This window comes from Lentzea sp., assembly GCF_035525475.1.
Lineage (GTDB): Bacteria > Actinomycetota > Actinomycetes > Mycobacteriales > Pseudonocardiaceae > Lentzea.
On the sequence record NZ_DATLEC010000156.1, the window covers coordinates 12,109 to 36,347 of the forward strand.

Annotated in this window: 23 protein-coding genes and 1 tRNA gene; 17 read left to right on the plus strand and 7 right to left on the minus strand. The window is 70.8% G+C overall.

Annotated features, from left to right (window positions below):
- Positions 1 to 422 precede the first annotated feature (422 nt).
- From VM306_RS26120 to VM306_RS26130, 3 genes are all read left to right on the plus strand, one after another.
- Positions 423 to 734 carry a hypothetical protein gene (locus tag VM306_RS26120; protein WP_325519675.1) on the plus strand — a complete coding sequence of 104 codons (312 nt, stop codon included), beginning with the start codon at positions 423 to 425 and terminating at the stop codon, positions 732 to 734.
- A gap of 29 nt (positions 735 to 763) precedes the next feature.
- Complete coding sequence (locus VM306_RS26125) at positions 764 to 2,011, plus strand: nucleotide sugar dehydrogenase (RefSeq protein WP_325519677.1); 1,248 nt, start codon at positions 764 to 766, stop codon at positions 2,009 to 2,011.
- A gap of 91 nt (positions 2,012 to 2,102) precedes the next feature.
- Positions 2,103 to 2,651 carry an EF-hand domain-containing protein gene (locus VM306_RS26130; RefSeq protein WP_325519679.1) on the plus strand — a complete coding sequence of 183 codons (549 nt, stop codon included), beginning with the start codon at positions 2,103 to 2,105 and terminating at the stop codon, positions 2,649 to 2,651.
- A 55-nt stretch (positions 2,652 to 2,706) separates the two neighbouring features.
- On the opposite strand, the gene VM306_RS26135 is transcribed toward VM306_RS26130, so the two are convergent.
- The 6 genes from VM306_RS26135 to VM306_RS26160 are packed head-to-tail and all read right to left on the minus strand — an operon-like array spanning position 2,707 to position 8,084.
- Entirely contained in the window at positions 2,707 to 3,108 is a 402-nt protein-coding gene (locus VM306_RS26135) for a DUF6917 domain-containing protein (RefSeq protein ID WP_325519681.1), read from the minus strand.
- On the minus strand, positions 3,101 to 3,979 hold the full coding sequence (locus VM306_RS26140) for a Gfo/Idh/MocA family oxidoreductase (protein WP_325519731.1): 879 nt from the start codon (positions 3,977 to 3,979) through the stop codon (positions 3,101 to 3,103). Before VM306_RS26140 ends, VM306_RS26135 begins: the two co-directional genes overlap by 8 nt.
- Entirely contained in the window at positions 3,979 to 5,028 is a 1,050-nt protein-coding gene (locus VM306_RS26145; RefSeq protein WP_325519683.1) for an Ldh family oxidoreductase, read from the minus strand. Before VM306_RS26145 ends, VM306_RS26140 begins: the two co-directional genes overlap by 1 nt.
- Positions 5,025 to 6,245: a M20/M25/M40 family metallo-hydrolase gene (locus tag VM306_RS26150; protein ID WP_325519685.1), complete on the minus strand. Its 1,221-nt coding sequence runs from the start codon at positions 6,243 to 6,245 to the stop codon at positions 5,025 to 5,027. The genes VM306_RS26145 and VM306_RS26150 overlap by 4 nt, the downstream gene beginning before the upstream one ends.
- Positions 6,242 to 7,060, minus strand: a complete 819-nt coding sequence (locus VM306_RS26155) for a sugar phosphate isomerase/epimerase family protein (protein WP_325519687.1) — start codon at positions 7,058 to 7,060, stop codon at positions 6,242 to 6,244. The genes VM306_RS26150 and VM306_RS26155 overlap by 4 nt, the downstream gene beginning before the upstream one ends.
- Positions 7,050 to 8,084 carry a Gfo/Idh/MocA family oxidoreductase gene (locus tag VM306_RS26160; protein WP_325519689.1) on the minus strand — a complete coding sequence of 345 codons (1,035 nt, stop codon included), beginning with the start codon at positions 8,082 to 8,084 and terminating at the stop codon, positions 7,050 to 7,052. The genes VM306_RS26155 and VM306_RS26160 overlap by 11 nt, the downstream gene beginning before the upstream one ends.
- A 102-nt stretch (positions 8,085 to 8,186) precedes the next feature.
- On the opposite strand from VM306_RS26160, the gene VM306_RS26165 reads away from it, so the two are divergent.
- The 11 genes from VM306_RS26165 (at position 8,187) to VM306_RS26215 (ending at position 19,370) form a co-directional block, all read left to right on the plus strand.
- A complete protein-coding gene (locus VM306_RS26165; RefSeq protein ID WP_325519691.1) occupies positions 8,187 to 9,395 on the plus strand; it encodes a DegT/DnrJ/EryC1/StrS family aminotransferase in 1,209 nt (402 codons plus the stop codon).
- The gene (locus tag VM306_RS26170) at positions 9,392 to 10,510 is read left to right on the plus strand and encodes a DegT/DnrJ/EryC1/StrS family aminotransferase (protein WP_325519693.1); all 1,119 of its coding nucleotides are present in this window, start codon (positions 9,392 to 9,394) and stop codon (positions 10,508 to 10,510) included. Before VM306_RS26165 ends, VM306_RS26170 begins: the two co-directional genes overlap by 4 nt.
- Positions 10,510 to 11,154: a class I SAM-dependent methyltransferase gene (locus VM306_RS26175; RefSeq protein ID WP_325519695.1), complete on the plus strand. Its 645-nt coding sequence runs from the start codon at positions 10,510 to 10,512 to the stop codon at positions 11,152 to 11,154. The genes VM306_RS26170 and VM306_RS26175 overlap by 1 nt, the downstream gene beginning before the upstream one ends.
- Positions 11,151 to 12,083, plus strand: a complete 933-nt coding sequence (locus VM306_RS26180) for a UbiA family prenyltransferase (RefSeq protein WP_325519697.1) — start codon at positions 11,151 to 11,153, stop codon at positions 12,081 to 12,083. The genes VM306_RS26175 and VM306_RS26180 overlap by 4 nt, the downstream gene beginning before the upstream one ends.
- Positions 12,080 to 13,345, plus strand: coding sequence for an NAD(P)/FAD-dependent oxidoreductase (locus VM306_RS26185; protein ID WP_325519699.1), 1,266 nt, complete (start codon positions 12,080 to 12,082; stop codon positions 13,343 to 13,345). Before VM306_RS26180 ends, VM306_RS26185 begins: the two co-directional genes overlap by 4 nt.
- 11 nt (positions 13,346 to 13,356) lie before the next feature.
- The gene (locus tag VM306_RS26190; RefSeq protein WP_325519733.1) at positions 13,357 to 14,832 is read left to right on the plus strand and encodes a class I adenylate-forming enzyme family protein; all 1,476 of its coding nucleotides are present in this window, start codon (positions 13,357 to 13,359) and stop codon (positions 14,830 to 14,832) included.
- Positions 14,823 to 15,605 carry a class I SAM-dependent methyltransferase gene (locus tag VM306_RS26195; RefSeq protein WP_325519700.1) on the plus strand — a complete coding sequence of 261 codons (783 nt, stop codon included), beginning with the start codon at positions 14,823 to 14,825 and terminating at the stop codon, positions 15,603 to 15,605. Before VM306_RS26190 ends, VM306_RS26195 begins: the two co-directional genes overlap by 10 nt.
- Positions 15,602 to 16,969: a CoA transferase gene (locus tag VM306_RS26200; protein WP_325519702.1), complete on the plus strand. Its 1,368-nt coding sequence runs from the start codon at positions 15,602 to 15,604 to the stop codon at positions 16,967 to 16,969. The genes VM306_RS26195 and VM306_RS26200 overlap by 4 nt, the downstream gene beginning before the upstream one ends.
- Positions 16,966 to 18,417, plus strand: a complete 1,452-nt coding sequence (locus VM306_RS26205; protein WP_325519705.1) for a class I adenylate-forming enzyme family protein — start codon at positions 16,966 to 16,968, stop codon at positions 18,415 to 18,417. The genes VM306_RS26200 and VM306_RS26205 overlap by 4 nt, the downstream gene beginning before the upstream one ends.
- Positions 18,414 to 18,812 (plus strand): carboxymuconolactone decarboxylase family protein, encoded by a 399-nt coding sequence (locus VM306_RS26210; RefSeq protein WP_325519707.1) that lies wholly within the window; start codon positions 18,414 to 18,416, stop codon positions 18,810 to 18,812. The genes VM306_RS26205 and VM306_RS26210 overlap by 4 nt, the downstream gene beginning before the upstream one ends.
- 72 nt (positions 18,813 to 18,884) lie before the next feature.
- Positions 18,885 to 19,370 carry an SUKH-3 domain-containing protein gene (locus tag VM306_RS26215; protein WP_325519709.1) on the plus strand — a complete coding sequence of 162 codons (486 nt, stop codon included), beginning with the start codon at positions 18,885 to 18,887 and terminating at the stop codon, positions 19,368 to 19,370.
- Here VM306_RS26215 and VM306_RS26220 read toward each other — a convergent pair.
- Positions 19,367 to 19,672 carry a hypothetical protein gene (locus VM306_RS26220; protein ID WP_325519711.1) on the minus strand — a complete coding sequence of 102 codons (306 nt, stop codon included), beginning with the start codon at positions 19,670 to 19,672 and terminating at the stop codon, positions 19,367 to 19,369. The genes VM306_RS26215 and VM306_RS26220 overlap by 4 nt on opposite strands.
- 788 nt (positions 19,673 to 20,460) lie before the next feature.
- On the opposite strand from VM306_RS26220, the gene VM306_RS26225 reads away from it, so the two are divergent.
- From VM306_RS26225 to VM306_RS26235, 3 genes are all read left to right on the plus strand, one after another.
- Positions 20,461 to 21,603, plus strand: a complete 1,143-nt coding sequence (locus tag VM306_RS26225) for a peptidoglycan-binding domain-containing protein (RefSeq protein WP_325519713.1) — start codon at positions 20,461 to 20,463, stop codon at positions 21,601 to 21,603.
- Positions 21,604 to 21,824: 221 nt separating this feature from the next.
- Positions 21,825 to 21,896, plus strand: a tRNA-Pro gene (locus tag VM306_RS26230).
- A 22-nt stretch (positions 21,897 to 21,918) separates the two neighbouring features.
- Positions 21,919 to 24,234 carry a hypothetical protein gene (locus tag VM306_RS26235; protein ID WP_325519715.1) on the plus strand — a complete coding sequence of 772 codons (2,316 nt, stop codon included), beginning with the start codon at positions 21,919 to 21,921 and terminating at the stop codon, positions 24,232 to 24,234.
- Positions 24,235 to 24,239: the final 5 nt, after the last annotated feature.

Sequence of the window (24,239 nt, forward strand, 5' to 3'; positions counted from 1 at the left end):
ACCCCGGCTCGTGTTCTGCGTCCACGATCATCGAGGAGCACGCCACGTCACCGAGGTCCTGGGTTAGCGAGACGCAATCTACCCCTTCGATCATGTAATCCGTCAACGCAGTCCTCAAATGGCCCTTTTCATGCCCCGTGTTTGTGTCGACGTCCAAGACGGCCGGCCGGAACGGCCGCTCGATCCCGATCCGCCCGGGAAATGCGGTGAGTCACGCCGGCGTTGCCCGATGGTCTGGTCGCTTGCTCGTTCATGCGGATTCCTGAGCTGGACGAACACTCAGAGGCGCACTGGATGTCCCCCGTTCGGATGTTCGTGGGGGCCGACCACGACCTGGACGCGTGATATTTGGTCACGAACCCGAGATAGCGGTGAGTCATTGTTAGCGTGCGGAGAGCGATGTTCTGGACCTGGAGGACCCGATGAAACGTTTTGTCTCCACGATGTTGGGCACGCTCGCCGCCACCGCTCTCCTCGTCTCGGTGAGCCTTCCCGCGCAGGCCGCGACGGGCCGGGTGGCGGTGTTCTCGAGCGAGATCACGCCGGTCGCGATCTACGACGATCCCAGCGGTTGCTTCAAACTCCCGCCCGACGCGCACGTGCTGGTCAACCTGACCGACTCCGATGTCGTGGTGCACGGCGACCCGCTCTGCCTGACTCCAGGGCTGGTCGTCGAACCGGAGCACGGCTCGCACGTCGCCGCCGGCAGCGGTTCGTTCTCCGTCAAGGAGTGATCCCGTGTGACGAGCTGGAAAGGACATGCGTGTCTGTCGATCTTGTCGTGGTCGGTGTCGGCTACGTCGGGCTGCCACTGGCCGCGGAAGCCGTCGCCGCCGGGTTGTCGGTGATCGGGTACGACACCTCACCGGAGGTGACCGCCGCGGTGGCGGAGGGCCGCTCGCACGTGCTCGACGTGTCGGCGGCTCAGTTGCGGGACATGAAGGCCAGTGGCTTCACCGTCACCTCCGACCCGTCGGTGCTGAGCGGTGCCGAGACGATCGCGATCTGCGTGCCGACCGGGCTCGACGCCGGGGGCGGGCCGGACCTGGCGGCCGTGCGCGCCGCGGCCACGACCATCGCCGAGCACCTGCGGCCCGGCACCCTGGTGGTGCTGGAGTCGACCAGCTATCCGGGGACCACCGACGAGGTCGTCCGGCCGATTCTGGAACAGCACGGGCTGGTCGCGGGCGAGGACTTCCCGCTCGCCTACTCGCCCGAGCGGATCGACCCCGGCAACCCGCGGTTCGGCCTGCGCAACACCCCGAAGGTCGTCAGCGGCCACACCCCGTTGTGCGCCAAGCACTGCGCCACGTTCTACGGGCGGTTCGTCGACACGGTGGTGGTGGCGCGCGGCACTCGTGAGGCGGAGATGGCCAAGCTGCTGGAGAACACCTACCGGTACGTGAACATCGCGCTGGTCAACGAGATCACGATGTTCTGCGACACCATCGGCGTGGACGTGTGGGACGTGCTGCACTGCGCGGCGTCCAAGCCTTTCGGGTTCGCGCCGTTCGTGCCCGGCCCCGGTGCCGGCGGGCACTGCATCCCGGTCGACCCGAAGTACCTGCTGGACAAGGCCGAACGGGAAGGCACCCGGCTGGGTGTCGTGCACGCCGCACGGCGGGTGGACGACCAGATGCCGTCCTATGTGGTCGAACGGGTGACGAGAATGCTTGCCGAGCAGGGAGAACCTCTGCGGGGAAAGAAGATCCTGCTGCTCGGCCTCACCTACAAGGCGGACGTGCCGGACACCCGTGAGTCCGCCGCGGTGCGGATCGCGCTGCGCCTGCGTGAGCTCGGCGCGATCGTGAGCTACCACGACCCGGTGGCCGGTGTTGTGCCCGGCCTCGGTCCGGCCGTGCCGGATCTCGGCGCCGCCCTGCGGACCGCGGACGCCGCCGTGCTGCTCGTCGCTCACCGCGACTACGACCTCGGCCGGCTGGCGAGGACCGCCCGGCTGTTCTTCGACGTGACGGGCCGCGTTCCCGGAGAGGAGGTCGTGCGCCTGTAAGTGCGCCCGCCGCAGGGGGTTGCCTGCCGGGGTGAGGCCCGGCGGGCGGACATCAGTTCTTCCGAACTTCTGTGACAAGGAGAGTGCCCGAATGACCGCTGCAACAACCGCCACGGCCAAGAACGACCGGCTCAAGAAGCGTTTCGAGAAGTGGGACGTCAACCACAACGGCCGGATCGAGAAGTCCGACTACGAGGCGGAGGCCCGCCGGATCATCGACGCGTTCGGCGAGGACCACGCGTCGCCGCAGGCGCGCGCCCTGATCGACTCGTTCACGAGCATGTTCGAGTACCTGGCGACCAAGGCGGGCGTCGGGCCGAACGGCGCGATGTCCGAGGAGCAGTTCATCGAGGTGGCCGAGTCGCAGATCTTCCAGGACGGCGACTCGGGGTTCAACCGGGTCGTGCGTCCCACGATCGCGGCGATCGTCGGGATGTGCGACACCGACGGGGACGGTGAGGTGAGCCCGCAGGAGTTCGGCAAGTGGCTGGACGCCGTCGGTGTCGAGTCTTCCGCCGCCGCCGACGCGTTCCGGAAGATCGATGCCAACGGCAACGGCAAACTGACCGTCGACGAGCTCGTGTTCGCTGTGCGCGACTACCACATGGGCAAGCTGGACGTGCCGCTGCTCGGCCGCTGACCCTGGTGACGGCACAGGCCCCGGGCGATCCGCCCGGGGCCTGTGCTCGTCGAGGTCAGTCCGGCTGCGTGAAGCGCACGCCCAGCTCGGGTTTCAGGCCGAGGTCGGGCCCGGTGCGCGGCTGCGGCACGTGGATGAGGATGTTGTAGTGGTTGGGGAAGTGGCATCCGTCGAACCCGAGCACCGTGCCCACGCGAACCCCGCCGATCCACACCTCGTCACCGCGGTCGATCACGCCCGCGCACCCGATCTCGGCGAACCCGAGGAAGCCGACCCTGTCGATCCGCGCGCCGGGCGTGGTGTCGTCGTGGTCGGTGGTGACCAGTTCGTGCACCTCGCCTTCGCGCACGCACCGGCTGGCGAACGGTTCCAGGCTCATCCCGCGGTCGTCGCGCTGGTGCACCAGCACCTTCACGACGGTCGCGGTGATCTCCCGTTTCGGCCCGTCCTCACGCATGCGTCTCCCTCCGGTATGCCTCGTCCACGACGGACAGAGCGGCCAGGCCGCCGTCGGACCACGCCGGCCCCGACCGCACCGCCTCCGCGAACTCGCGCAGCACGCCTTCGTACTCGTGCCGGAGCGACTCCTTGAACTCCCGGTAGCCGGCCAGCATGTCCGCGTGGAGCACCGACCCGTCGCCCAGCCGGACCCCGACGTCCTTCACCTCACCGGGGAACGACCAGTCGAGCCGCACGGTCGCGCGGTCGAGCACCAGCACCGCCTGCCGGTCGACGCCGGCGTCGTCCCGGTCGATCCGCACGCCGCGCAGCGCCACCGGCCCGAGGAAGAGCCGGACGAGGTCGAGCGCGTTCGGGCCATTGTCCGCGACGCAGCCACCGCCGCAGCGCGCCGCGTCGAGGTACCAGCGGTCGTGACCGACGTGTTCCTCGATCTTTTCGAGGTACCGCACCGTCACCGACTCGATGTCGGCGTCGCCGATCCTCTCGCGCAACGCGAGCACGTTGCTGTTGTAGCGGCGGTGGAAGGCGGTGAACAACGCGACCTGCCGCCTGGCCGCGAGGCCGGCCAGGGCGCGGCCGTCGGCCAGGGTGGTGGCCAGCGGTTTCTCCACGCACACCGGCAGTCCGGCGTCGAGCACGTCCCGGCACACGACGGCGTGCACGTCGTTCGGCGCGGTGACGACGACCGCGTCCAGTCCGCCCGCGGCGAGCATCTCGCGGTGGTCGCGGTAGCCGGGGACCCCGTGACCGGCCAGCGCCGCGGGGTCGCGGTCGCAGACGGCGGCGAGCGTGAAGTCCGGTGACCTCTCCAGCGCGGCCAGGTAGAAACGGGAGATCACACCGAGTCCGACGATGCCGAGCCGCATCACGCGTGCACTCCCGTCGTCACCGATCGCAGTTCCTCGAACAACGCGCGCGGCACGGGCACACCGTGCTCCCGGAACCGCGCTGCCCGTTCGCCCTCGTGCCAGCCGGGGTAGGACACCGGGGCGGCCGGGTCGAGCGCTGGCCAGCCGCGCACCGCGGCGAAGAGCGACGCCGCGTCGGCGGCGAACCCCGTGCGCAGCAGGTCCGGCGCGATCGCGACCGCCAGGACGCCGATGTCGTCGTCCCGGTCGCCGTCGGCGGACAACGCCCCGAGCGCCGCGCCGGGCACCAGCGCGGCGAGCACCTCGACCAGCAGGCCCAGGCCGAAACCCTTGTAGGCACCGGTTTCCGGATCGCCGCCCAGCCACAGCAGGTGGGCGTCGCCCCGGTCGAACGCCGCCGGGTCGGTCACCGGCGTGCCGTCGGAGGCGGCGAGCCAGCCCGGCGGGATCCGCTCGTCCGCACGGGCCGCGGCGCGCACCCGGCCGGTCGGCACGACGGTGGTGCTCATGTCCAGCACGAACGGGTGCGCGTCGCCCGCCGGACACGCCAGAGCGAGCGGGTTCGTGCCGAGCATCGGGGCGGCGCCGCCGGGCGGCCGGGCGATGCGCTGGCCGCCGCAGTTCGACGCGATCAGGCCGATCATGCCGTGCGGCACTGCACGGGCGGCGTGGTGGCCCGCACAGCCGATGTGCGTGGCGCCGCGCAACGACACCATCGCGATGCCGTGCCGGGAGGCCCTGGCACACGCCAGTTCCATGGCCTGGCTCGCCGACCACAGCCCGAGCGTGCGCCGGGCGTCGACGAGCACGCACGCGCCGAGATCGGTCTGGGTCACCATGTCCGCCGTGGGGTCCGTGCGGCCGTCGTCGAACAGCGGGAGGTACAACCGGGTCAGGTTGACCAGGCCGTGCGACGTCATGCCGGTCAGCTCGCCGTGGCACAGCGCCTCGGCGGCGATCGTCGCCCGGTCGGCGGGCATCCCCCTTCCCGTGAACACATCGGCCACTGTGGACAGCAGGGTCCGATAGGGCACCAGAACCGTCATGCTCCTCCATTCCTGGTGAACCGCAGGACGATGTCGCGCACGACGTCGCTGAACCTGTCGAGCTCGTCGACGCCGGCGAACTCACCGCGGGCGTGCGCGTTGTTGGCGCCGAGCGAACCCGGCCCGAGCACTGTCGTCCGGGTGCCCGGCACGCCGGCGAGCCAGATCGCGTCGCAGGTGAAGGCCGGTTCGCCGGCGGGCCACCGCGGCACGATCGCGTCGAGCAGCGGGATGTCCTGTGCAGGCAGGGCGGGCAGCCCGCGCTTCGCCCACCGCAGGCTGGTGATCGCCGCGGCGTCGGCGGCGGTGCGGTGGAAGAAGGGCACGTCGCGGAAGCGGTCGGAGAACTCGGCGAGACCGGTCCGCAGGCCTGTCTCCATCGCAGCGCTCATGGTCCGCGCCGACTCCGTGCAGTCGTACGCCATGTTGAACAGCAGTTCGCCGCTGCCGTAGACGCGGTTGTGCAGCTGACCGGTGTGCAGGCCCGCCACACAGACCTGGCCGCGCGGCGCGAGTCCAGCGGCGAGGTGCTGGGCGAGGAAGCCGAGCAGCACGGTGGCGTTGTGGCCCCGGTGCGGCTCGTCGTCGATCGCGTCGTCGCCGTCGACCCGCACGCTCGCCGTCATGGCCGCGGTACAGCGCGGCAGGTGCCGCAGTCCGGTCGGCTCGCAGAAGACGTTGAGCTCGCCGTGGAACCCGGCTTCGACGAGCGGCCGGGTGCCGAACGTGCCCATGGCCCCGCCCTCCTCGCCGGACACGGCCTGGATCAGCACCCCGGCGTCGCGGCCGACCGACGGGTCCGCCGCGACCGCCGCCCGGATCCCGGCCAGCATCGCCACGGCGGGACCTTTGGCGTCGATCGCGCCGCGCCCGTGGAACCTGGTGCCGTCGAAGCCCTCCGGCTCGAACGGCGCCACGGTGTCGAGGTGCACGTTGAACATCACCGCGGGGTGAGCGGGCCCGAGCCGGAGCACCAGGCTCGGCTGGCAGGCGAGGAACTCCGGCCCCACGTCGTGGAGGACCGACGGCACGTCCTGACGGCGAAGGACCGACGGATCGGGTGCGGCGAGGTGCGCGACGCGGAAGCCGACGTCGGCCGCCGCCGAGGCGAACACGTCCATCGCCTCCCACAGGTGGACCTCGGCCGTCGTCTCCAGCGGACCGGCGGTCGGCAGGCCGAGCAGGCGGAGCAGCAGGTCGCGGTCCGGTCCGATCACCGGAGGAGGTCCGCCATCGCCCGGCCCGCCGCGAGGAACGACGCCACCGCATCGGCGGCCGGCTCACCAGGCTCGTGCGGCCGCAGGGCGAGGTGCGGTTCCAGCGACCAGGCGCCCTGGTAGCCGTTCGCCCGCAACAGCTTCACGCAGTCCGCCACCCGCGCGACGCCCTCGCCGGGGATCGTGAACCCGCGCGTGTCCGCGTCCTTGACGTGCACGTGCTCGACGTGGCTGACGATGTCGCCGAGCAGGTCGAAGCCGTCGTAGCCGTGCGCGACGCCGTTCCCGGTGTCGAACAACAGCTTCAGCGCCGGACTCGCGACCTCGTCGAGCAGCTCGAGCATCCGCGCGGCGCCCGTACCCGCCCAGCCCGAGCAGTTCTCGTGCAGCAGCACCACGCCGGCGGCTTCGGCCCTGCGGGCGAGCGTCTTGATCCGGGTGACCACCGCGGCGCGCCACTCCTGGTCGCTCAGGCCGTCGTTGGGGTACGACATGATCCGGACGTACCGGGTGCCGAGCGACCGGGCCCGCCGGGCGAGCACGTCGAGCTCGGCGAGGTCCTGCTCGAAGTCCGCGGTGATCGGACGGGCCCAGTTGCCGATCCGCGAGTCCAGGCAGATCACCCGCACCCCGTTGTCCGCCAACGCCGTCGCCGCCGCGGCGAACCGGTCGTCGGTGAGGTCGGCGACGGCCCGCCGGTCGATCGTGCGCAGCTCGATCGCGGACCAGCCCAGCTCTTCGAGCACCTCGATCTGGGTGGTGAGGTCGTGCGCCGCCTCGTCGGCGATACCGGCCAGGACGAGCTCAACCGGCATTGTGCGCCACCGCCGCGTAGCCGGTTCCCGCGCGGGCCGCGGGCACCACCGGCTCCGCGCAGATGTTCTTGGCCACCGAGAGCAGCTGCACGACCTCGGCGGCGAAGTTGAACCCGCGCGTCTGCTCGCCGCCGACCCGGAACTTGCGGTAGGCCTGGATCATCCACTCGGTCAGCGAGTCGTCGCGGAGCACCAGGTGCTTCCCGCGGCCGTTCGCCCGCACGGTCAGCTGCGAGTGGTCGTCGTCATCGCTCACCGCGAAGTGCCCGACCGCGCTGCCGTGCGCGAAGTCGACGGTGACCCGCCGCTCCCGCACAGGGGAGGTGAGGTCGGAGCTGATCTCCGTGCGCACGCCCGAGATGTGCCGGAGACCGACGTCCGCGCCGCCCATCCGGGGGCTGAACTGCCCGTCGACCTCGAGGTCGGATCCCGCCGCGTGGGTGACCCGTGCGGCACCGGCCAGCCGCAACGCGAGCGCGACGCCGTGCGGCAGCTCGACGTCGAACGCCGTCGGGTGGCCCGGCGCCGCGAGCGAACGGCGGAACCGCGGCTTGTTCTGCACGATGGTGATCGACTTAGGCGCGCCGAGCAGGCCGGAGCGGGTCAGCTCGATCAGCCGCCAGGTGAGCGTGCTGGTGAGCCACGGCTCGACGACCTCGATGTGCAGCCGGTGCTTGCGCCGCACCCTGATGATCCGCGCGAGGTCGTCGGCGTCGGACGCGAGCGGCTTCTCCACGATCATGTTGCGGAAACCGAGCTCGGCCAGCTCGGTGATCACCGCGTGCCGCTGGGCCGGCGGTGTGCAGACGTGCACCACCGTGCCGGCGGGGTCGAGCCCGGAGGCCGCCGAGCCGATGCTCGCGGTGGTGACGAGACCGGGCCGGTCGGGCGGCCTCCGGCACGGGTCGCACGCCACGACGTCCTGACCACCGAAGAGCTGCGGCTCGCGCGCCCGTGCCTTCGCGAGCACCGGGAGGTGCAGACCTGCTCCGGCGCGGCCGAGTCCCACCACGAGTGACTGCACGGTTGAGCCCCATCTTCGAACTAGGAATTCAGGCCGAATTCGACGTTAGCGGCAGCGGTGCCGGAGGTGTCAACGCCCGCCACTCCTTCTTGACCAGGAAGAGTGAACCGGATCGGCGTCCCGATCAGCTGCCCTACTCTCGGAAACGGTCATTCACCCCCGGAGGTGGGTACGCTGTCGGTCCCTTTCCACACGCAATCGGCCACATTCGCGGAACTGTGGCCCACGACCCGGCGACACATTGTCGACGTGATCGAGAACGGCAAATACTCGCACGGCCACAAGGTCGCCCAGCTGGAATCCGCGCTGGCCGCCTACACCGGCGCCCGGTTCGTCATCGGGGTCAACAGCGGCACGGACGCGCTGGTGCTGCTGTTGCGGGCCGCCGGTCTGCGGCCGGGGGACGAGGTGGTCGTTCCGGCCTTCTCGTTCGTCGCGTCCGCGTCCTCGGTCGTGCTCGCCGGCGGCCGCCCGGTCTTCGCCGACATCGAGCCCGACGGGTACGGCATCGCCCCCGCCTCGGTGGCCGCCGTCGCCGGCGAACGCACCAGGTTCGTCATGCCGGTACACCTGTTCTCGCAGCTCGTGGAGGTCGATGCGCTGCTCGGCGTCGCACGGCGGCTGGGCCTCACAGTGGTCGAGGACAGCGCGGAGGCGATCGGGATGCGCCACCGCGGCACCCATGCCGGCCTGCTCGGAGCAGGCGGCGTGCTGTCGTTCTTCCCGACGAAGACGCTGGGCGCGATCGGGGACGCCGGCGCGGTGCTCACCGACGATCCGCACATCGCCGGCGTGGTCGACGCCCTGCGCCACCACGGCCGGTTCGGCCGCACGATCGACAACTTCCCCGGCATCTCCACCGAGACCGGGATGCCGGGGATGAACAGCAAGATGGACGACATCCAGGCCGCGGTGCTGCTCGCGAAGCTCACCCGCCTGGAGGCGGACATCGCCCGCCGTGCGCAGCTCGCCGCGCATTACACGGAGTCGCTCGCGGGAGTGCCCGGCGTGCGCAAACTGCCCGCGGCGCGCCCAGGCGGCGTGTTCTACGTCTACGTGATCGAAGCCGAGGCGCGCGACGAACTGGCCGCACACCTCTCGGCGCGGGGAGTGCAAACCGAAGTCTATTACCCGGTACCTCTACACCTGCAGCCTTGTTTCCGCTACCTGGGACATCGTTCCGGTGATTTCCCGAATGCCGAGGCGGCGTGCCGCCACACCATCGCACTGCCTCTCTATCCGGACATGTCCGCAACGGACGTCGAAAAGGTCTGCGGCTCAATTCGCGACTTCTACCGAGGACGGTCATGACCCTGCCCTTCTTCCCGCCCGACCTCTTCGACGGCGAGCAGGACGCGTTGCTGGGCATCGTCGAGGACATCGGTCTGGCGCCGGAGCAGAAGTTCATCCTCGGCGCGCACACCGCCCGGTTCGAGGAGGTGGTCCGCGACTCGGTGGGCGCCGCCGACGCGATCGCCTGCGGCAGCGGCACCGCGGCGCTGTCACTGGTGCTGCGCGCCATGGACGTGGGCCCCGGCGACGAGGTGATCGTGCCCGCGTTCGGGTGCGCACCGCTCGCCGCCGCTCCGGTGCTGCTCGGGGCCACCCCGGTCTTCGCAGACGTCGACCCGTGGACGATGGTCGCCGATCCTGGCGAGATCGCCCGGCTGATCACCCCGCGCACCAAGGTGATCATGCCCGCGCACATGTTCTCGGTGATGGCCGACATGCCCGCGATCCGTGCGATCGCGGACAGCGCGGGCGTCCGGCTGCTGGAGGACTCCGCCGTCGCGCAGGGTGGTGTGCTCGGCGGCACGCCCGCAGGTATGTGGGGCGACGCGGGCGTCTATTCGTTCGTGCAGGTCAAGACGTTCGGCATGCCGGGGGAGGGCGGCATGGTCGTCACCTCGGATCCCGAACTCGGCGCCGTGGTGCGGATGCTGCGCAACCACGGCCAGGACGGCGGGACGCGGTTCGTGCACCACCGCATCGGCTGCAACAGCCGGTTCGACGAGATCATGGCGGCGTTCCAGCTGCACCGGTTCGCCACGCTCCCGCAACGGCTCGAACGCCGCGCCCGCATCGGTGAGTACTACACCGAACGCTTCAGCGACCTGGCCGGCTGCGGGGTGGTCGCTCCGCCGCCCGCAAGCGACGGCCGTTGCCACTACGTCTACTCGTTGCTCGTCGAACGCCGGACCGAGTTGCGCGATCACCTTGCCGCACAAGGCATCGGCTCGCACGTCTACTACCCGGCGGCACTTCCGCGCCAACCCGCGTTCGCCCCGTACGCCCGTGGCGGCGCCTGGCCCGCGGCCGAGCTGGCCGCGCGCCGCGCGCTGGCCGTCCCCATCTACCCGCATCTGACCGATGCGCAGGTGGAACACATCGCGGACGCGGTGTGCCGATTCGCCAAGGAGTCCTGATGAAGGTCCAGGCAACGCAGGTTCCCGCACCCGACGAGATCGCGGATGAGTGGCGCAGGCGGGCCGGCCGCCCGGGCCTGACCCGCGTCATGCGTGCGTCGCAACCGGCTGAGCTCGCCGAAGGCACGACCACCCGGACCCGTCAGCTCGTCACGCACCACCTGCGTTCGCTCGGCCCGATCGGCTCCGCGCTGGAGATCGGCTGCGGCATGGGCAGGATCACCCCGGTCATCGCCGCGCAGGCCGCAGCCGTCACCGCGATCGACATGACGCCGCGCATGCTCGAGCTTGCCCGCGTGGCCTGCGCCCACCTGCCGGGCGTCGAGTTCCGGCAGACCGCCGTGCAGAGACTTCCTTGGCGTGACAAGAGGTTCGACGTCGCGGTCTGCGTATGGGTGCTGATGCACGTGCTGGACGAGGACGAGATCGCCAGGGCGTGCCGCGCGATCGCGGGCGCGGCGCGGCACCTGGTGCTCGTGGAGTACGAGCACGCGGACATCCCGGTCGGCCGGTACTCGCGGCTGCGCGACCTCGACGACTACCTCGCCCTGCTGCCGGGCTCCAGGCTGGTCGAACGGCACGAGCTGACCTACGGCGGCGACCGCTCGTTCGCCGCGCTGATCGCGTTGGAGGACCGGCGATGACAGCGTTCGCAGTGGCCACGCGTGCGCGTGGCACCGCCTACTTCCGGCTCGCGAAGCTCGACATCCTCGACTACTACCTCGGCGTGGTCGTGGTGTGGACGCTGCTCGTCCCCGCGCTGCGGTTCGACGCGGGTGTGCTCGCCACCACCGGGGTGTTCCTGCTGGGCGAGGTGTTCGTGATCGCCGCGATGGTGGCGCTCGACGACCTCACCGGCTACCGCGACGGCAGCGACGTCACCAACTACTCGCCCGACGCCCCTGCCCGCAGGCTGTGCCGCAAACCGCTGGTGGCGGGCACGCTGACCGAGGAGCAGGTGCTGCGGTTCGGCTGGGTCACCGGGGTGATCGGCGCGCTGCTGTGGCTCGCCGCCATCGCGATCGCACCACACACTCCGTTGTGGACCATCGTGTTGATCGCCGTCACGTACTTCTTCTCGATTCAGTACTCGTGGGGCGTGAAGCTCAGCTACCACGGCTTCCAGGAGTTCTTCATCGCCGGTCTCGGCTGGGCGCTGGTGCTCGCGCCGTACGGCCTCGCCACCGGCCGGATCGACGGCTTCGTGCTGGCCCAGGCGCTGCTGTTCGGGCTGGGGCCGCTGCTGTTCGGCGTGTACTCCAACACCAACGACGTGGCGGGGGACCGGTCGGTCGGCAGGCCCACCGTCGCGGCGCTGACCTCACCGCGCGGCAACATGTTCTTCGTCATCGCGGTGTCGGCGGCGGAGGTCGCGCTGATCGCGGCAGTGCCCGTGCTGGACGGTCCGTGGTGGTTCCCGCTCGCACTGTTGCCGACGATCGTGCTGCGGGTCCGGCAGGTGTGGATCGGGTTCGCCCAGCACGACATCCTGCGGGCCAGGATGCTCGGCATCCGCATCCACCGGATCACCGTGCTGGCACTGGTCGTCGTGAACCTGGTGGTCTTCACGTGACCGATCTGGACGTTGCCGTCATCGGCGCCGGCGTCGCCGGGCTGACCACCGCGTTCCGGCTGCGGGCCTCGGGGCGGGAGGTGCGCGTGTTCGAGGCGGCCGACGTCGTGGGCGGCCGGATGACGACGGTGCGCGAGGACGGCTTCCTCGTCGACACCGGCGCCGAGCAGATCCCGGAGACCGGCTACCCGGAGACGTGGAGGCTGCTGGAAGAGCTCGGCATCGACCGCGGCGAGGTGCCCAGGATCGGGCGGGGCATCGCGATGTGGCGCGGCCGGGCACGGCCGGGAGTCGCGAGCACACGCGGCCTGCTCAGCGGTGCGGGACTGTCCGTGCGGGCCCGGCTGGAGCTGCTGCGGTTGCTGCGCGGGCGGTTCGACCTGGAACGCCCGGAAGACTCGTCGCACGCCACGGTCGCACAGGCGTGCCGGGGAAACCTGCTCGACTACCTGTGCCAGCCGGTCGTGTCGGGGTTCTTCGGCTGGGACCCCGCACGGTCCGCCATCGCACCGTTCCTGGCGCTGCTCACCTCGATCGGTCCGGCGTCGACCTGGCGGACCTACCGCGACGGCATGGACACGCTCGCCCGCGCGCTCGCCTCGAAGGTGGACGTCACCACATCGGCTCCGGTCGACCGGGTGGTCGACGACGGTTCCTCTGCCAGGATTTCCTTGGGTGGCAACGAGATCAGTGCCCGCTCGGTCGTGCTGGCCGTGCCCGCCCCGGTGGTTCGTCTCGTGCACCCGGAGCACGGATCGGAGTTCATCGACGCGTGTTCGTTCTCCTCCGTGGTGAAGGCGCACCTGTTGCTCGACCGTCCGCTGGGCCGTCGTGACTACGCGGTGGTCGTCCCGACCGCCGAGAGCGGCACGGTGTCCACGATCATGTTCGACCACCTCAAGCACCCCGGCCGCGCGCCGGAGAACCGTGGCCTGGTCACGGTCATGGCCCATCCGTCGGTCGCGGGGGAGTTGATGGGAGCACCCGACGTGGAGGTGGTGGAGCGACTCGTCGACGCCGCCGAGCGCCTGGTGCCCGGACTCCGCGCGGCGACCGGCAGGGCGATCGTGCGGCGGTTCCGGCACGCGCTGCCCGAGGCGACACCGCGGGCCCTCGCGTTGCGGTCGGGGTTCGAGGCGGGGCTGGGCGGTGTCGTCGACTACGCCGGTGACTGGGTGTTCCTGAGCCCGTGCAGCGAGGCCGCCGTGCGGTCCGGTCTGCGCGCGGCGCATCGCCTGGCCAGGAGGGAGGAACGGGTGTGAAGCCGCACGACATGGGCACGTTGTTCGACGAGTGCGCCGGCGCGGCGACGATCGTGCGCCTGGACCGGCCGTTCGACATCGCACCCGGCAGGGGCGACACGTACACCGTCGCGCAGCTCGCCGATCTGGTGCTCGACGCCGCGGGATGGTTGTTCGAAGCGGGTGTGCGGCCCGGTGACCGGGTCGCCGTCGTCAAGCGCAACCACTGGGACTACGACCTGCTGGCGTGCGCGGCGGTGCGGCTCGGCGCGGTGCCCGCGTTGCTGTCCGGCCACCTGCCGGACGACACGCTGGAGACCCTGGTGAAGCGCCTCGACCCGGCGCTGGTCGTCACCGACAGGGAGGTGAGCGCCCCGCGCGTGCTGCGGATCGACGAGTTCACCGCGTCCCGGCCACCCCCGCCCCACCGCCGGCACGACGACGATCCGTTGATCATCAACCACACGTCCGGCACCACCGGTGTGCCCAAGCTCGTCGTGCACACCACCCGGACGATCATCGACCGGCTCGCTCGACCGGAGTCGGTGCGCTGGCCGGTCATCGGCACCCGTCGCGACGACGTGATGGGCAACGCCAGCTCGTACGCGCACGGCCGCACGTTCTGCTGGACCGCGTCGGCGTTGTGCCTCGCGCCGCGCGAGATCGTGCTGCTCAGCGACGCGTCCTCGGCGGCACGGGTGTTCGGCGAGCATCCGCCGACCGTGCTGGAGGCGCTGCCGTCGGCCTACGTGCGCTGGCGGCCGCTCGCCGCCGGGCCGGACAACCCGTTCCACGCGGTCCGCCGGTTCGTCAGCACCTACGACGCGATGCACCCGCCGGTGATCAGGACGATGCTGGGGGCGTCGCGCCACAAGCGTCCACTGTGGATGCAGGGCTGGGGGCAGACCGAGACCGGTCCGCTGTCGTTCCGTTTCCTCACCCGGCGCACGGCGCACACGACCCGCGACCTCGGCAGGCCGATGCCGGGAATGGCAAGGCTGCGCGTCGTCGACCCGCAGACGCTGGAGCCGGTGCCGCGCGGCACTCCAGGACTCGTGTTCGCCCGCACCCGCGCCCGGTGCGCGGGCTACGTCGGCGAGCAGGACCGCTGGGACGCCAAGGCGGACGGGCCGTGGTGGAACACCGGCGACCTCGGCGTCGTGAGCCGCACCGGTGTGGTGACGCTGCTGGACCGCGAGGTGGACACGGTGAAAGGACTCAGCTGCCTCGCCGTGGAGGACGCCGTCGAGGACCGGCTGCCCGGCGTGCAGGAGTGCGTCCTGCTCGCCGCGTCCGGGAAGGACCCGATTCCCGTGGTGGTGACCGACACCGAGCTGGACCTCGCCGAATGGCGGCGCGCGGTCGCCGGCCTGCCGCCGCTGGCCGAGCCCGTGGTGCTGCGGTGGGACGAGGTGCCGCGGACGGGAACCGGCAAGGTGCGACGACTCGAACTGCTGGCGCGGCTGGTGGGCGCCGCCGACACGAACGGCTCAGGGAGGTGGACGTGACCACGACCTACGTCTTCGACAACCACAGCGTGCACGCGACCGAACAGCACCGGTGCCTCAGCGAGGCCTACGACCCGGTCACGCTGGCACGGCTGGCGGAAACCGGTGTCGGCCCTGGCTGGCGCTGCCTGGAGGTCGGCGCCGGCGGCAGCAGCGTCGCGCACTGGCTCGCCGCCCGCACCGGCTCGGTGCTCGCCACCGACATCAAGCCGGAGCACATCGCACCGGCGCACGGGCTCACGGTCCTGCAGCACGACGTTGTGCACGACCCGTTGCCGGACAACGAGTTCGACCTCATCCACGCGCGGCTCGTGTTGCAGCACATCCCGCAACGCGAGGCCGTGCTGCGCAAGCTGGTGCGTGCGTTGAAGCCCGGCGGCTGGTTGCAGATCGACGAGTTCGACATCTCCTACGGCCCGGTGCTGCTCGCGCCGGACGAACGGGCGGCCGAGCTCTACGAGACGTTCCTCGCCGCCAAGGAACGGACGTTCCGCGCCGCGGGCGGGGACGGCACGTGGGGCAGGCGGGCCGCGGCGTCGATGGTGGCGGCGGGGCTCGTCGACGTCGACCCGGTGCCCGCGCTGGTCCCGTGGCGCGCGGGATCGCCAGGTGTGCGGTTGCTGGTGCACCACACGCATCACCTGCGGGACAGGCTGATCGCGGCCGGCATGACCGACCAGCAGCTCACCGCGGTGCGCGCGGTGATGGCGGACCCGCGGTTCCGCGCCTCGTCCTGCGTCGTCTACTCGGTGCACGGGAGGCGGCCCGCGTGACGCTCTCGCTCGACGCGGTGTCCGTGGCCGGGCCGGTCGACCTGCCGCTGGCAGGGGAGCGGGACGTGCAGGCCGCGTGCGGGATCATGCACGTGCACGGCCGCCGGTTCGGCAGGCCGACACCTCTCGGTCTCGACTACGCCTCGATCGTCGCGGCCGAACTGGCGGAGCTGGGCGTGGAGGCGCTGAGGTTCGCCCAGACACGCGGGATCCCGTTGCACGCGGTGTCGACCTCGCTGGCGCAGGCCGCCCTGCTCGCCGTCGCGCAGTACCTCGCGGCGGCGACGGCGGACGACCCGGCTGAACCGCTTTCCCCCGGCGGGCCACCGTTCCACTCCGCCGAGGGGATCGCGTTCGAGGTCGAGGCGCTGGATCCAGCGGTGTGGCAACGGTTCTGGGCCGCGTTCGGCGCGGACGGCCACGCGGTGTCCCGGGGGTGGCGGCCGTTCCTGCACCGGTTCGCGACGGCGACCTGTCCGCTGCCCCGGTTGGCCGAGGTGCTCGCCGCGCACCCGATGGCGCGCATCGCCGACATCGCCCATCGCACCGGTATGACGCTGGTGCGGGTGTCTGACCGGCCGGTGGAGCACCTGCCCGCCTTCGTGCTGAGCGGTGAGAGCGACGGTCACCGGCGTGGACGACCGGTGGAGCTGCTCCCGTTGTCCGGGCTGGTGGTGCTCGAGTCGTGCCGCCGGGTGCAGGGGCCGCTGGCCGGGCACCTGTTGCGCCTGCTCGGTGCGACCGTGGTGAGGATCGAGCCGCCCGGCGGTGACCCGTCGCGCTGGGTGCCGCCGATGGCCGGTGACACGTCGGCCCGGTTCCACGCGCTCAACCACGGCAAGGACGTGGTCGAGATCGACCTGGGCACTCCCGGCGGACGGGAGGAGGCACTCGAGCTCGCGACGACCGCGGACGTGTTCCTGCACAACTGGGCGCCGGGCAAGGCGGAGCGGTGGTCGTTGCGGCCCGCCGATCTCGCCAGGGCACGACCGGGGATCGTGTACGCGCACGCGTCTGGCTGGGGCGCCGAACTCGGCCTGAACCCGCCGCTGGGAACGGACTTCGTCGTGCAGGCCCACACCGGGGTCCCGCCCTCGCTGATGACGATCGTCGACGTGTTCGGGGGAGTGGTGAGCGCGCACGGGATCGTGGCCGCGCTGACCCGCGGCGCCACGGGGGTCGACTCGTCGCTGCTGTCCGCGGCCAGCAGGATGAACGCCCGGTCGCGGCGCCGATGCACCGAACCGCTGACCGTGCCGGTGTGTGACGACCTGGCCGCACTCGCCGCGGACCCTCGCTTCGCCCGTGCCCTAGTCCGGGACGGCTGTGCCCTGGTCCGCTCGCCCTGGGAGTTCACGTCATGACGTGGGTGTCCGCCACCGGGACGGTCGTGCGCGACCTGGTCCCCGCTTCGCTGCGCCGCGACTGGGTCGCCCAGGGGCACTGCCCGGACCGCGACCTGCACTCGCTGTTCCGCGACCGCGTCCGCGAGCATCCGGACCGCACGGCGCTGATCGACGACGAAGGCGAGCTCTCCTACTCCGAGCTGGACCAGCTCGTCCATGCCCTCGCCGCCCGGCTTCCCTACGGCACCAACGACATCATCGGTGTCCAGGAACCCGACGGGCGCGCCGCCGTCATCGCCGAACTGGCGGTGCTCGCCGTCGGCGCGGTGGTGCTACCGCTTCCCGCGGACGCCAGGGCCTTGCTCTCCCGCGCCGGTGCGAGCGCGCTGATCGCCAACGGGACGGTGACCGGAAAGGAGAGCACCGCGAAACACACACGACCGCACCCGGAGGCACCGGCGAAGATCCTGCTGTCGTCCGGCTCGGAGACCGAACCGAAGATGGTCGCCTACTCGCACAACGCGTTCGCCGGCGGGCGGGCCAACTACGTGCGAGCCGTGCACGGCGGCCATCCCGCGCCCCGCGACCTGGTGCTCGTCTCGCTCACCTCGTCGTTCGGCTCGTTCGGAGTGCCGATCACGTTGTGCTGCCTGGGTGGCACCCTGATCCTCACCCGGCGGTTCTCGCCGGACACCGCGCTGCGGCTGATCGCGTCGCACCGCCCGACGCACGTGTTCGCCGTACCGACGATGTGGCGTCGGCTGGCGGACCATCCAACCAGTTGCGACGTCTCCAGCCTGGTAGCGCTGGTGTCGAGCGGCGACGCGCTGCTACCGGCAACCCTGGCCGCGTGCCGCGCACGTTTCGGCGTCGACGTGATCACCGTCTACGGCTCGTCGGACGGCGTGAACTGCCACACGACCAACCCGGAGAACGGCGTGGGCGTCCCGGACCCCGCGGTGTGCGACATCCGAATCGTCAACGGCGAAATCTGCGCGCGCGGCCCGATGACACCCCTGTGCTACGTCGGCGCGCCCGAACTGGACGCCCGCCACCGGCTGGACGGCGGCTGGGTGCGCACCGGCGACCGCGGCCACTTCGACGGCACGGGCCGCCTGCACGTCACCGGCAGGGCAAAACGCGTGGTGATCCGCGGCGGCTACACGATCAGCCCCGCCGAGGTGGAGCTGGCGATCGGCGGGCACCCGTCGGTCAGCGAGGTCGCCTGCGTGCCCGTGCCGGACACCGAGATGGGCGAACGGCTCTGTGCCGTCGTGACCACCCGCAATGGACAGAACCTCGACCTCCCCGGCCTCACCGCGTTCCTGTCCGCGCAGGGTCTGGCCAAGCCCAAACTGCCCGAGTTCCTGCTCACCGTGCCAGACCTCCCGGTGGGTCGCACCGGCAAGGTCTGCCACCGCACCCTGGCACGCGTCGCCGCCGACCGATGTGGAGCAACCGCATGACCGGACCGAGCTACACCGCGTTGAGCGCGCTGGCGAAGACCGTGGACGACAACGCGGTTCTCCCAGCCGGCCTGAGGGAGCTGGTGAAGCTGCGGTGCTCGCAGCTCAACGGGTGCAAGTTCTGCATCCGGCTGCACTCGGCACAGTCGGGCGAAACCGAGGAACGGCTGGAGAACCTGGCGTCGTGGCGCACCCACCCGGACTTCACCGGCCGCGAGCGCGCGGCGTTCGCACTCGCCGAGGCCGTGACGCTGGTGCACGACGGCCAGGTGCCACAGCCCGTGCTGGACGACGCACGCCGCGAGTTCGGCGAGGAGGGCGTCACCGACCTGCTGTGGACCGCGATCGTGGTCAACGCCTTCAACCGGCTGGCGATCAGCACCCGCCTGGGATGACGGAGGTACGTCAAGTTCCCGGCTGCATGCCACGATGGTCGAGCTGACTTTCGGGACGATGTGGACGGTGACGTGCCTGGGGGGCGGTTCTCCTCACCCGTGGAACGGGATCTGCGCGCCGCCGGCTGGCACCCCGGCCGGGCCGTGGACGTCACCGGCTGGCGGCAGCTGCTGGAGGCCGGCGACGAGCTTCGCATGCACCGGGCCGCAGCGGAGTTCCTTGCCGAGTTCGGCGGGCTGAACGTGGAGATCGACGGTCCGGGCCTCACGGCCGCGCGTGAGCCGTTCGAACTCGACCCCGAGCTCTGCGTCGGTGAGGAGGACCGCTTCGCCGAATGGGGCGCGGACCTGGGGTGTTCGTTGTTTCCGCTCGGTGGCTCGATCGGGGGCGTTTCTGCCTGGGGATCTCCGAGGTGGGGGGAGATCTTCCTGGTGGAGGCCGGGGTGGGCAGCTTCGGAATCGGTGACGCGGCGCTGGAGAACCTCGTTCTCGGTGTGATGCCGAGTGAGCGCTTCCAGGAACGGTGCGTTCGCTGGCGTCCGCCTGTCGGTGGCTAAGTCGCGGACGGATTCTGCCGCCGCCGCCAGGCCCACAGCGCAGAAACGGCGAGGCCCAAGCCGACCGCGCTGACGATCACCACGACAGGTTCGACACTCGGCTCAGAGTCGAACCGCGGGGAGTAACGCTGCATGCACGCTTCACCTGTCATCCCGTCAGGGCACTCGAACAGGATCACCATGCCGCGCTCGGACGACGTGGTCGCCGGGGGCGCGGCTGGCCGGGTCAGAAAAATGATCAGCCCAGCCACGCAGAGAAAGAACCCGAGCAAACCCGCGGATCGCATCAAGTCGCGCGACACACCGTCTCCGATCGTCTCCGAGCACCGTAGCGGAGCCGATCATCGGCTGGTGCCTGCTCGGTAGCTGCCTCGCCGGTACTGGTGTGCGCTTGGCAGTGTTGCCGTGCACCGCGGCACTCCGCCTCCGCGTCGGTCGGAGGATGCTCGGTGGTCGAGCGCGGACAAGGCGTGGCTGCTGTCGGCTGGCAGCTGGTGGCTCGGGATATCGCGCGCCGAACGTCGTGGTGCGCCTGTTCCGCCGCCGCGCGTTGCTCAGGGGATGGCGTACGCCGACGAAGTACGTTCTCGGTCACACGTTCGCGGTAACCACTGTCGTGAGGGATCGTCTCCACACAGGAGACCGAAAGAACGCAATGCGACGTTTGGTATCTCGCGCCGAATTCATGTCGCCTCCCGCGCCTTTGTTCTTGATCTTGCCGCGTTTCGCAGATCGGCGCTACCGGTCTATGCGTGCCCGTATGGGCAAACATTGGTGCCTCTGCCCGAGACATCGTGTTGGTGGGCGTCGTCGGCTGGGAGGATGGGCGGGGCCGAGAGGAGGTGTTTCGATGCGAGCCGAGGCCGTCAGGCCGGCTGCGGTGACTCCTCAGCCTGACCGACTCCGACGGGACCGGACCGTCGCCCGGACACCGGCGCCCTCACTGCTCCTGCTCCAGTCCGAGGCCGGCAACCGGGCGGTCAGCCGGTTGATCGGAGCCGGCAACGGGTCGGTCGCCAGTGTGCAGCGATGCAACGGTGAGGTCCACCAAGGATGTCCGTGCGCCGACGGTGAGCAGGCGGACACCCCGGTGCAGCGGGCAGCTACCACCGAGGTGGAGGACGCCACGGCGGCGCGTGAGAGGTCATCGGGCTTGCTGCGCCGCGGCTCGCGTGGCGAAGGCGTCGCGGACGTCCAGACTCTCCTCAACTCGGTCCGCGCCACCCCATCGCTCACGGTGGACGGCGCTTTCGGCACACGGACCGAAACCGCCGTGCGATTCTTCCAAGGCGCGCACCGCCTTGTCGTGGACGGCATCGTCGGGGGAGAGTCACGAGCGATGCTCGAACGCGAGAGCGCGCTGCACGGTGGCGGCGGTCGGCTGGAGGCCGGCCCCTGCCACACGTCGAAAGTTCCCGGCCCTGACGACGCGTTCTCGTCGGCGGCGTCGCAACCTGAGGTCGCTGCCGGCCAGGACACGGCGGCTGGCGCCATCATCGCCGTTGCCATCGCCGACGCGGGCGCACCCCCGACGCCCGCTCCACCGGCGCCCGATCTCGTGGTCCAACTGACGAGCGACGACGTGTCGGACGGGTTGGCATCAGCACACGCCGGTGGGGCTGCGGTGGTGAAGGTCGCGAGCCCTGACGCGTTGAGGGACTTGCTTGCGGCGAAGAAGAACATCGGCCGGCTGACCATCGTGTCGCACGCACGCACCGACGGTCAGATCCAGTTCGCCATCGGCACCTCGATCTTCTCGGTACCGCTGAGCGACCTGGCCGCGAAGGTGCGGAAGAGCGCGAACGTGCGAGAGATCGTGTTCCTGGGCTGCACCGTCGGAAACGACCCTGGTGGCCTCGACGACATGAAGCGCGCTCTCGACGCCAAAGCGTCCGAAGGCGTCGATTGTCACATCGTCACGAAGAAGATCGGCCCACTCACCGCGGAGGGTGCACCCGTTGACACTGAAGACAAGTTCCAGAAACTGAGCCCGAAAGCCAAAGCGGTGTACGCCAAGTCCCTTCGTGAAGCGGCCGTGCAGAACCGGGGGAACTGTCTCGTCCAACTGCAGGCAGGGCAAACCCTGGCCGTCCTCTCCGACGACCAGCTCCGGGCCATCGCGATGCGGCAGAAGGGCGCGCTCTTCGTCCAGTTCACCGAGGAGGACGGCACCTGCTGGAAAGACCTGAAGTTCGGCGGACCAGGCCGCTGCCACCGGGTGCAAGCGAAGTGACGACCCCGTGGTGGCGGAAATGGCAGCCGAGGGGATGGACCGGGACACCGTCCACCCGGAACGGTGGTGCTCCGCCGACGGCCTGCCGTACAGCCACAGCCTCGACCGCCCGGACCGCGAAACCGAGCCGGCGGATCTCGAGCTCATCGAACGGGCGCACGTGCCGACGTCGGGTAAATCGCGAGCGGACCGTGTGCGTGGTCGTTACGATTCGCGCACCTCATGGAGTAGATCAGTGGTAGATCACCCCGCTCGGGACGGGGAGGGCGCGGGTTCGATTCCCGCCTCCATGTCCGATCAACCGGGGAGTTCACCGTGTCCGACGAGATCCGCACCGCTTCGCCGGAGTACGCGACCGGCCAGCTGGCGCGGGCGTTGGCCGCGGCGATCTCCGCTGGCACCGAGGCCGACCGGGAGCGGGCGCTGCGGAAGTGGCGGCGCTGGGAGGACGTCGTCGGCGGGATGGCCGACGGCACGCTCGCGGTCGGTTCCCGCACCCCGGTCGCCGACACCCCGGCATGGGTGACGCTCGAGGTCGCGCACGGTGGCTTCGCGACCGGCCGGTACCTGGCCGAGGTGCCGCTGTCCGAGGAGGAGACCGCCCGCGCCGCTTCCCTCCCGGACGGGGTTCCCGGCGGCAACGAGCGGGAACGGCTCAACCTGTGGTACCTCGGCGACGCCGGTCAGGCCGAGCTCCTGGACGCGGTTCGCGGCGGGCGTTTCCGGGTCGAGGTGCCGGAGGACGCGGCGCTGCCCGTCGTGGCGTTGCTCCTGGACAGGGGTTTTCCGGAGCAAGCTCTCGACCTGGTCGCCGAACTGCGGCCGTTGATGCACCGGCTGCGGTTGACGCCGCGCTTCGAACCGGTTGCCCGGCCGTCGGGCTCCGCTGTTCGCGTGGCCTCGGTGCAGGATGCCGTGGCGTCCCTGCGTGCTGTGCGGGTGCCTGCTCAGATCGTGAAGATGCGCGCGACGCTGACGGCGTGGGATCCGCTGTACGACCGGCTGGTGGCGTTGTGGTGCCGCACCGTCGACGGTGAGCTGCCGCGGCTCGACGAGAACGGGGCCGTGCACGGCGGCTGGCCGTGCCGGACGTGGCCCGCGGACTGGGCATCGGCCAGGGCGCGGTGGCTCGTGGACTTCGCCGACCTGTGCCGCACCGTCGCGCCCTCGGCAAGGCAGACCAACCCGAAGAACAACTTCGCGAGGCTGCACCGTGCGCTGAAGTCCTGCGGTCACGGCAGCGACGCGCTCACCGCGCGGGAGGTCGGCTGGATCCGCCGTGCCATCGCGAACACGGTGAGCCGCCGGGGTGCTCCGGAGACGGAACAACGCGGCGCGTGGCACGCAACGCACGTGGCGGCCGTCATGGCGCCGACGAACGCCGCGCTGGCCGGGGTGCTCGCGGGCAGGCTCGACCGGTTCCCGGCCGACGGCGGTCTGCCGTCGCTCGACATCGCGACGGCCGCGGTGTCCGAAGCCGAGGCGAGCGCTGAGATTCCTTGCGGCGCAACGATGCCGGACTGTCTGGTGCACAAGGCGACGCGAGCGCTCGAAGCGCCCGCGGACGAGTTGGTGCGCCTCGGCGTGATCACTTCAGGCGAAACGCTGGCGGTCGTGCTGCCGCAGCTCACCTCGCAGCTGCTCAGCGCGTCGATCGACGACCCGGTCGTGGCGGGGCTGCACGAGCAGACCTACACGGCCTTCCGGCGCCGCCGCGGCCTGCTGCTGCTCAACCTCGAGCACCAGGTCCGGTTCACCGAGCTGCCGTGGGTCCAGGCGCTCGCGCCCTGCAGGTCACCCAAGCCGGACAACGCCACAGCCGCGCATCAGGCCCTGCGGCAGATCACGATGCTGGCGCTCACCGCGTTCCCGCACGCACTCCTGCCGAACCCGCTGGTGACCGAGATCAGGGCGCTGGCGAAGCAAGCGGGGCTGGAGCTGCCGCTCGTGGAGGAGGTGGCCGCGGACATCTTCATGGGCACGTTCACCACCAAGTGGCGCGACGCCGCCGTGGTGGCGGGCCGTCTGCTGGCAGGCACGCTCTACGCGAACTACTACGACCTGCCCGCGGACTGGTCCGAGCCCCAGCGCACAGTTCTGCGCTGGGGCAAGCGAACCGCCGCGGACTTCACGGCGCTGTGCCGCCGGCGCGCGGGCACGACCGGCGGCTCCGTCGCGGCCAACGGCATGCTGCTGGAACAGAGCCAGATCCTGACCACGCACAACCTCGCCGTGCTGGTCGATGCCCTGGATCTGACCGATGAGCTGCGTGAACGCGCGCCGGAACTGGCGTGGCGCACGTTCAGCTGGATCGCGCGCAGGCACGCCCAGCGGGCCGACCACCTGCACGCGGCGCTGATCACGGTGAAGAACACCGCGTACGCGTGGCGCCAGGCCTTGTTCCTGCTCAGCTTCTGCGACCCCGCTGTGCAGCTGTCACACGCGGAGCGGTTGAGGGTCGAGTTCTTCGGCACTCGGCTCGCACCCGCCGCGGAAGGGCTGCTGCGGGTGCTCGACGGTGGTCGTTTCACACCGGCGGGAACGATGCGCCGCGGTGATGGCAGGCGCTTCCTCGGCTGGGCGCAGGGGACGAACCCGTTCCTGGGTCCGGTCAGCGGCGAACGTCACTGAGAACG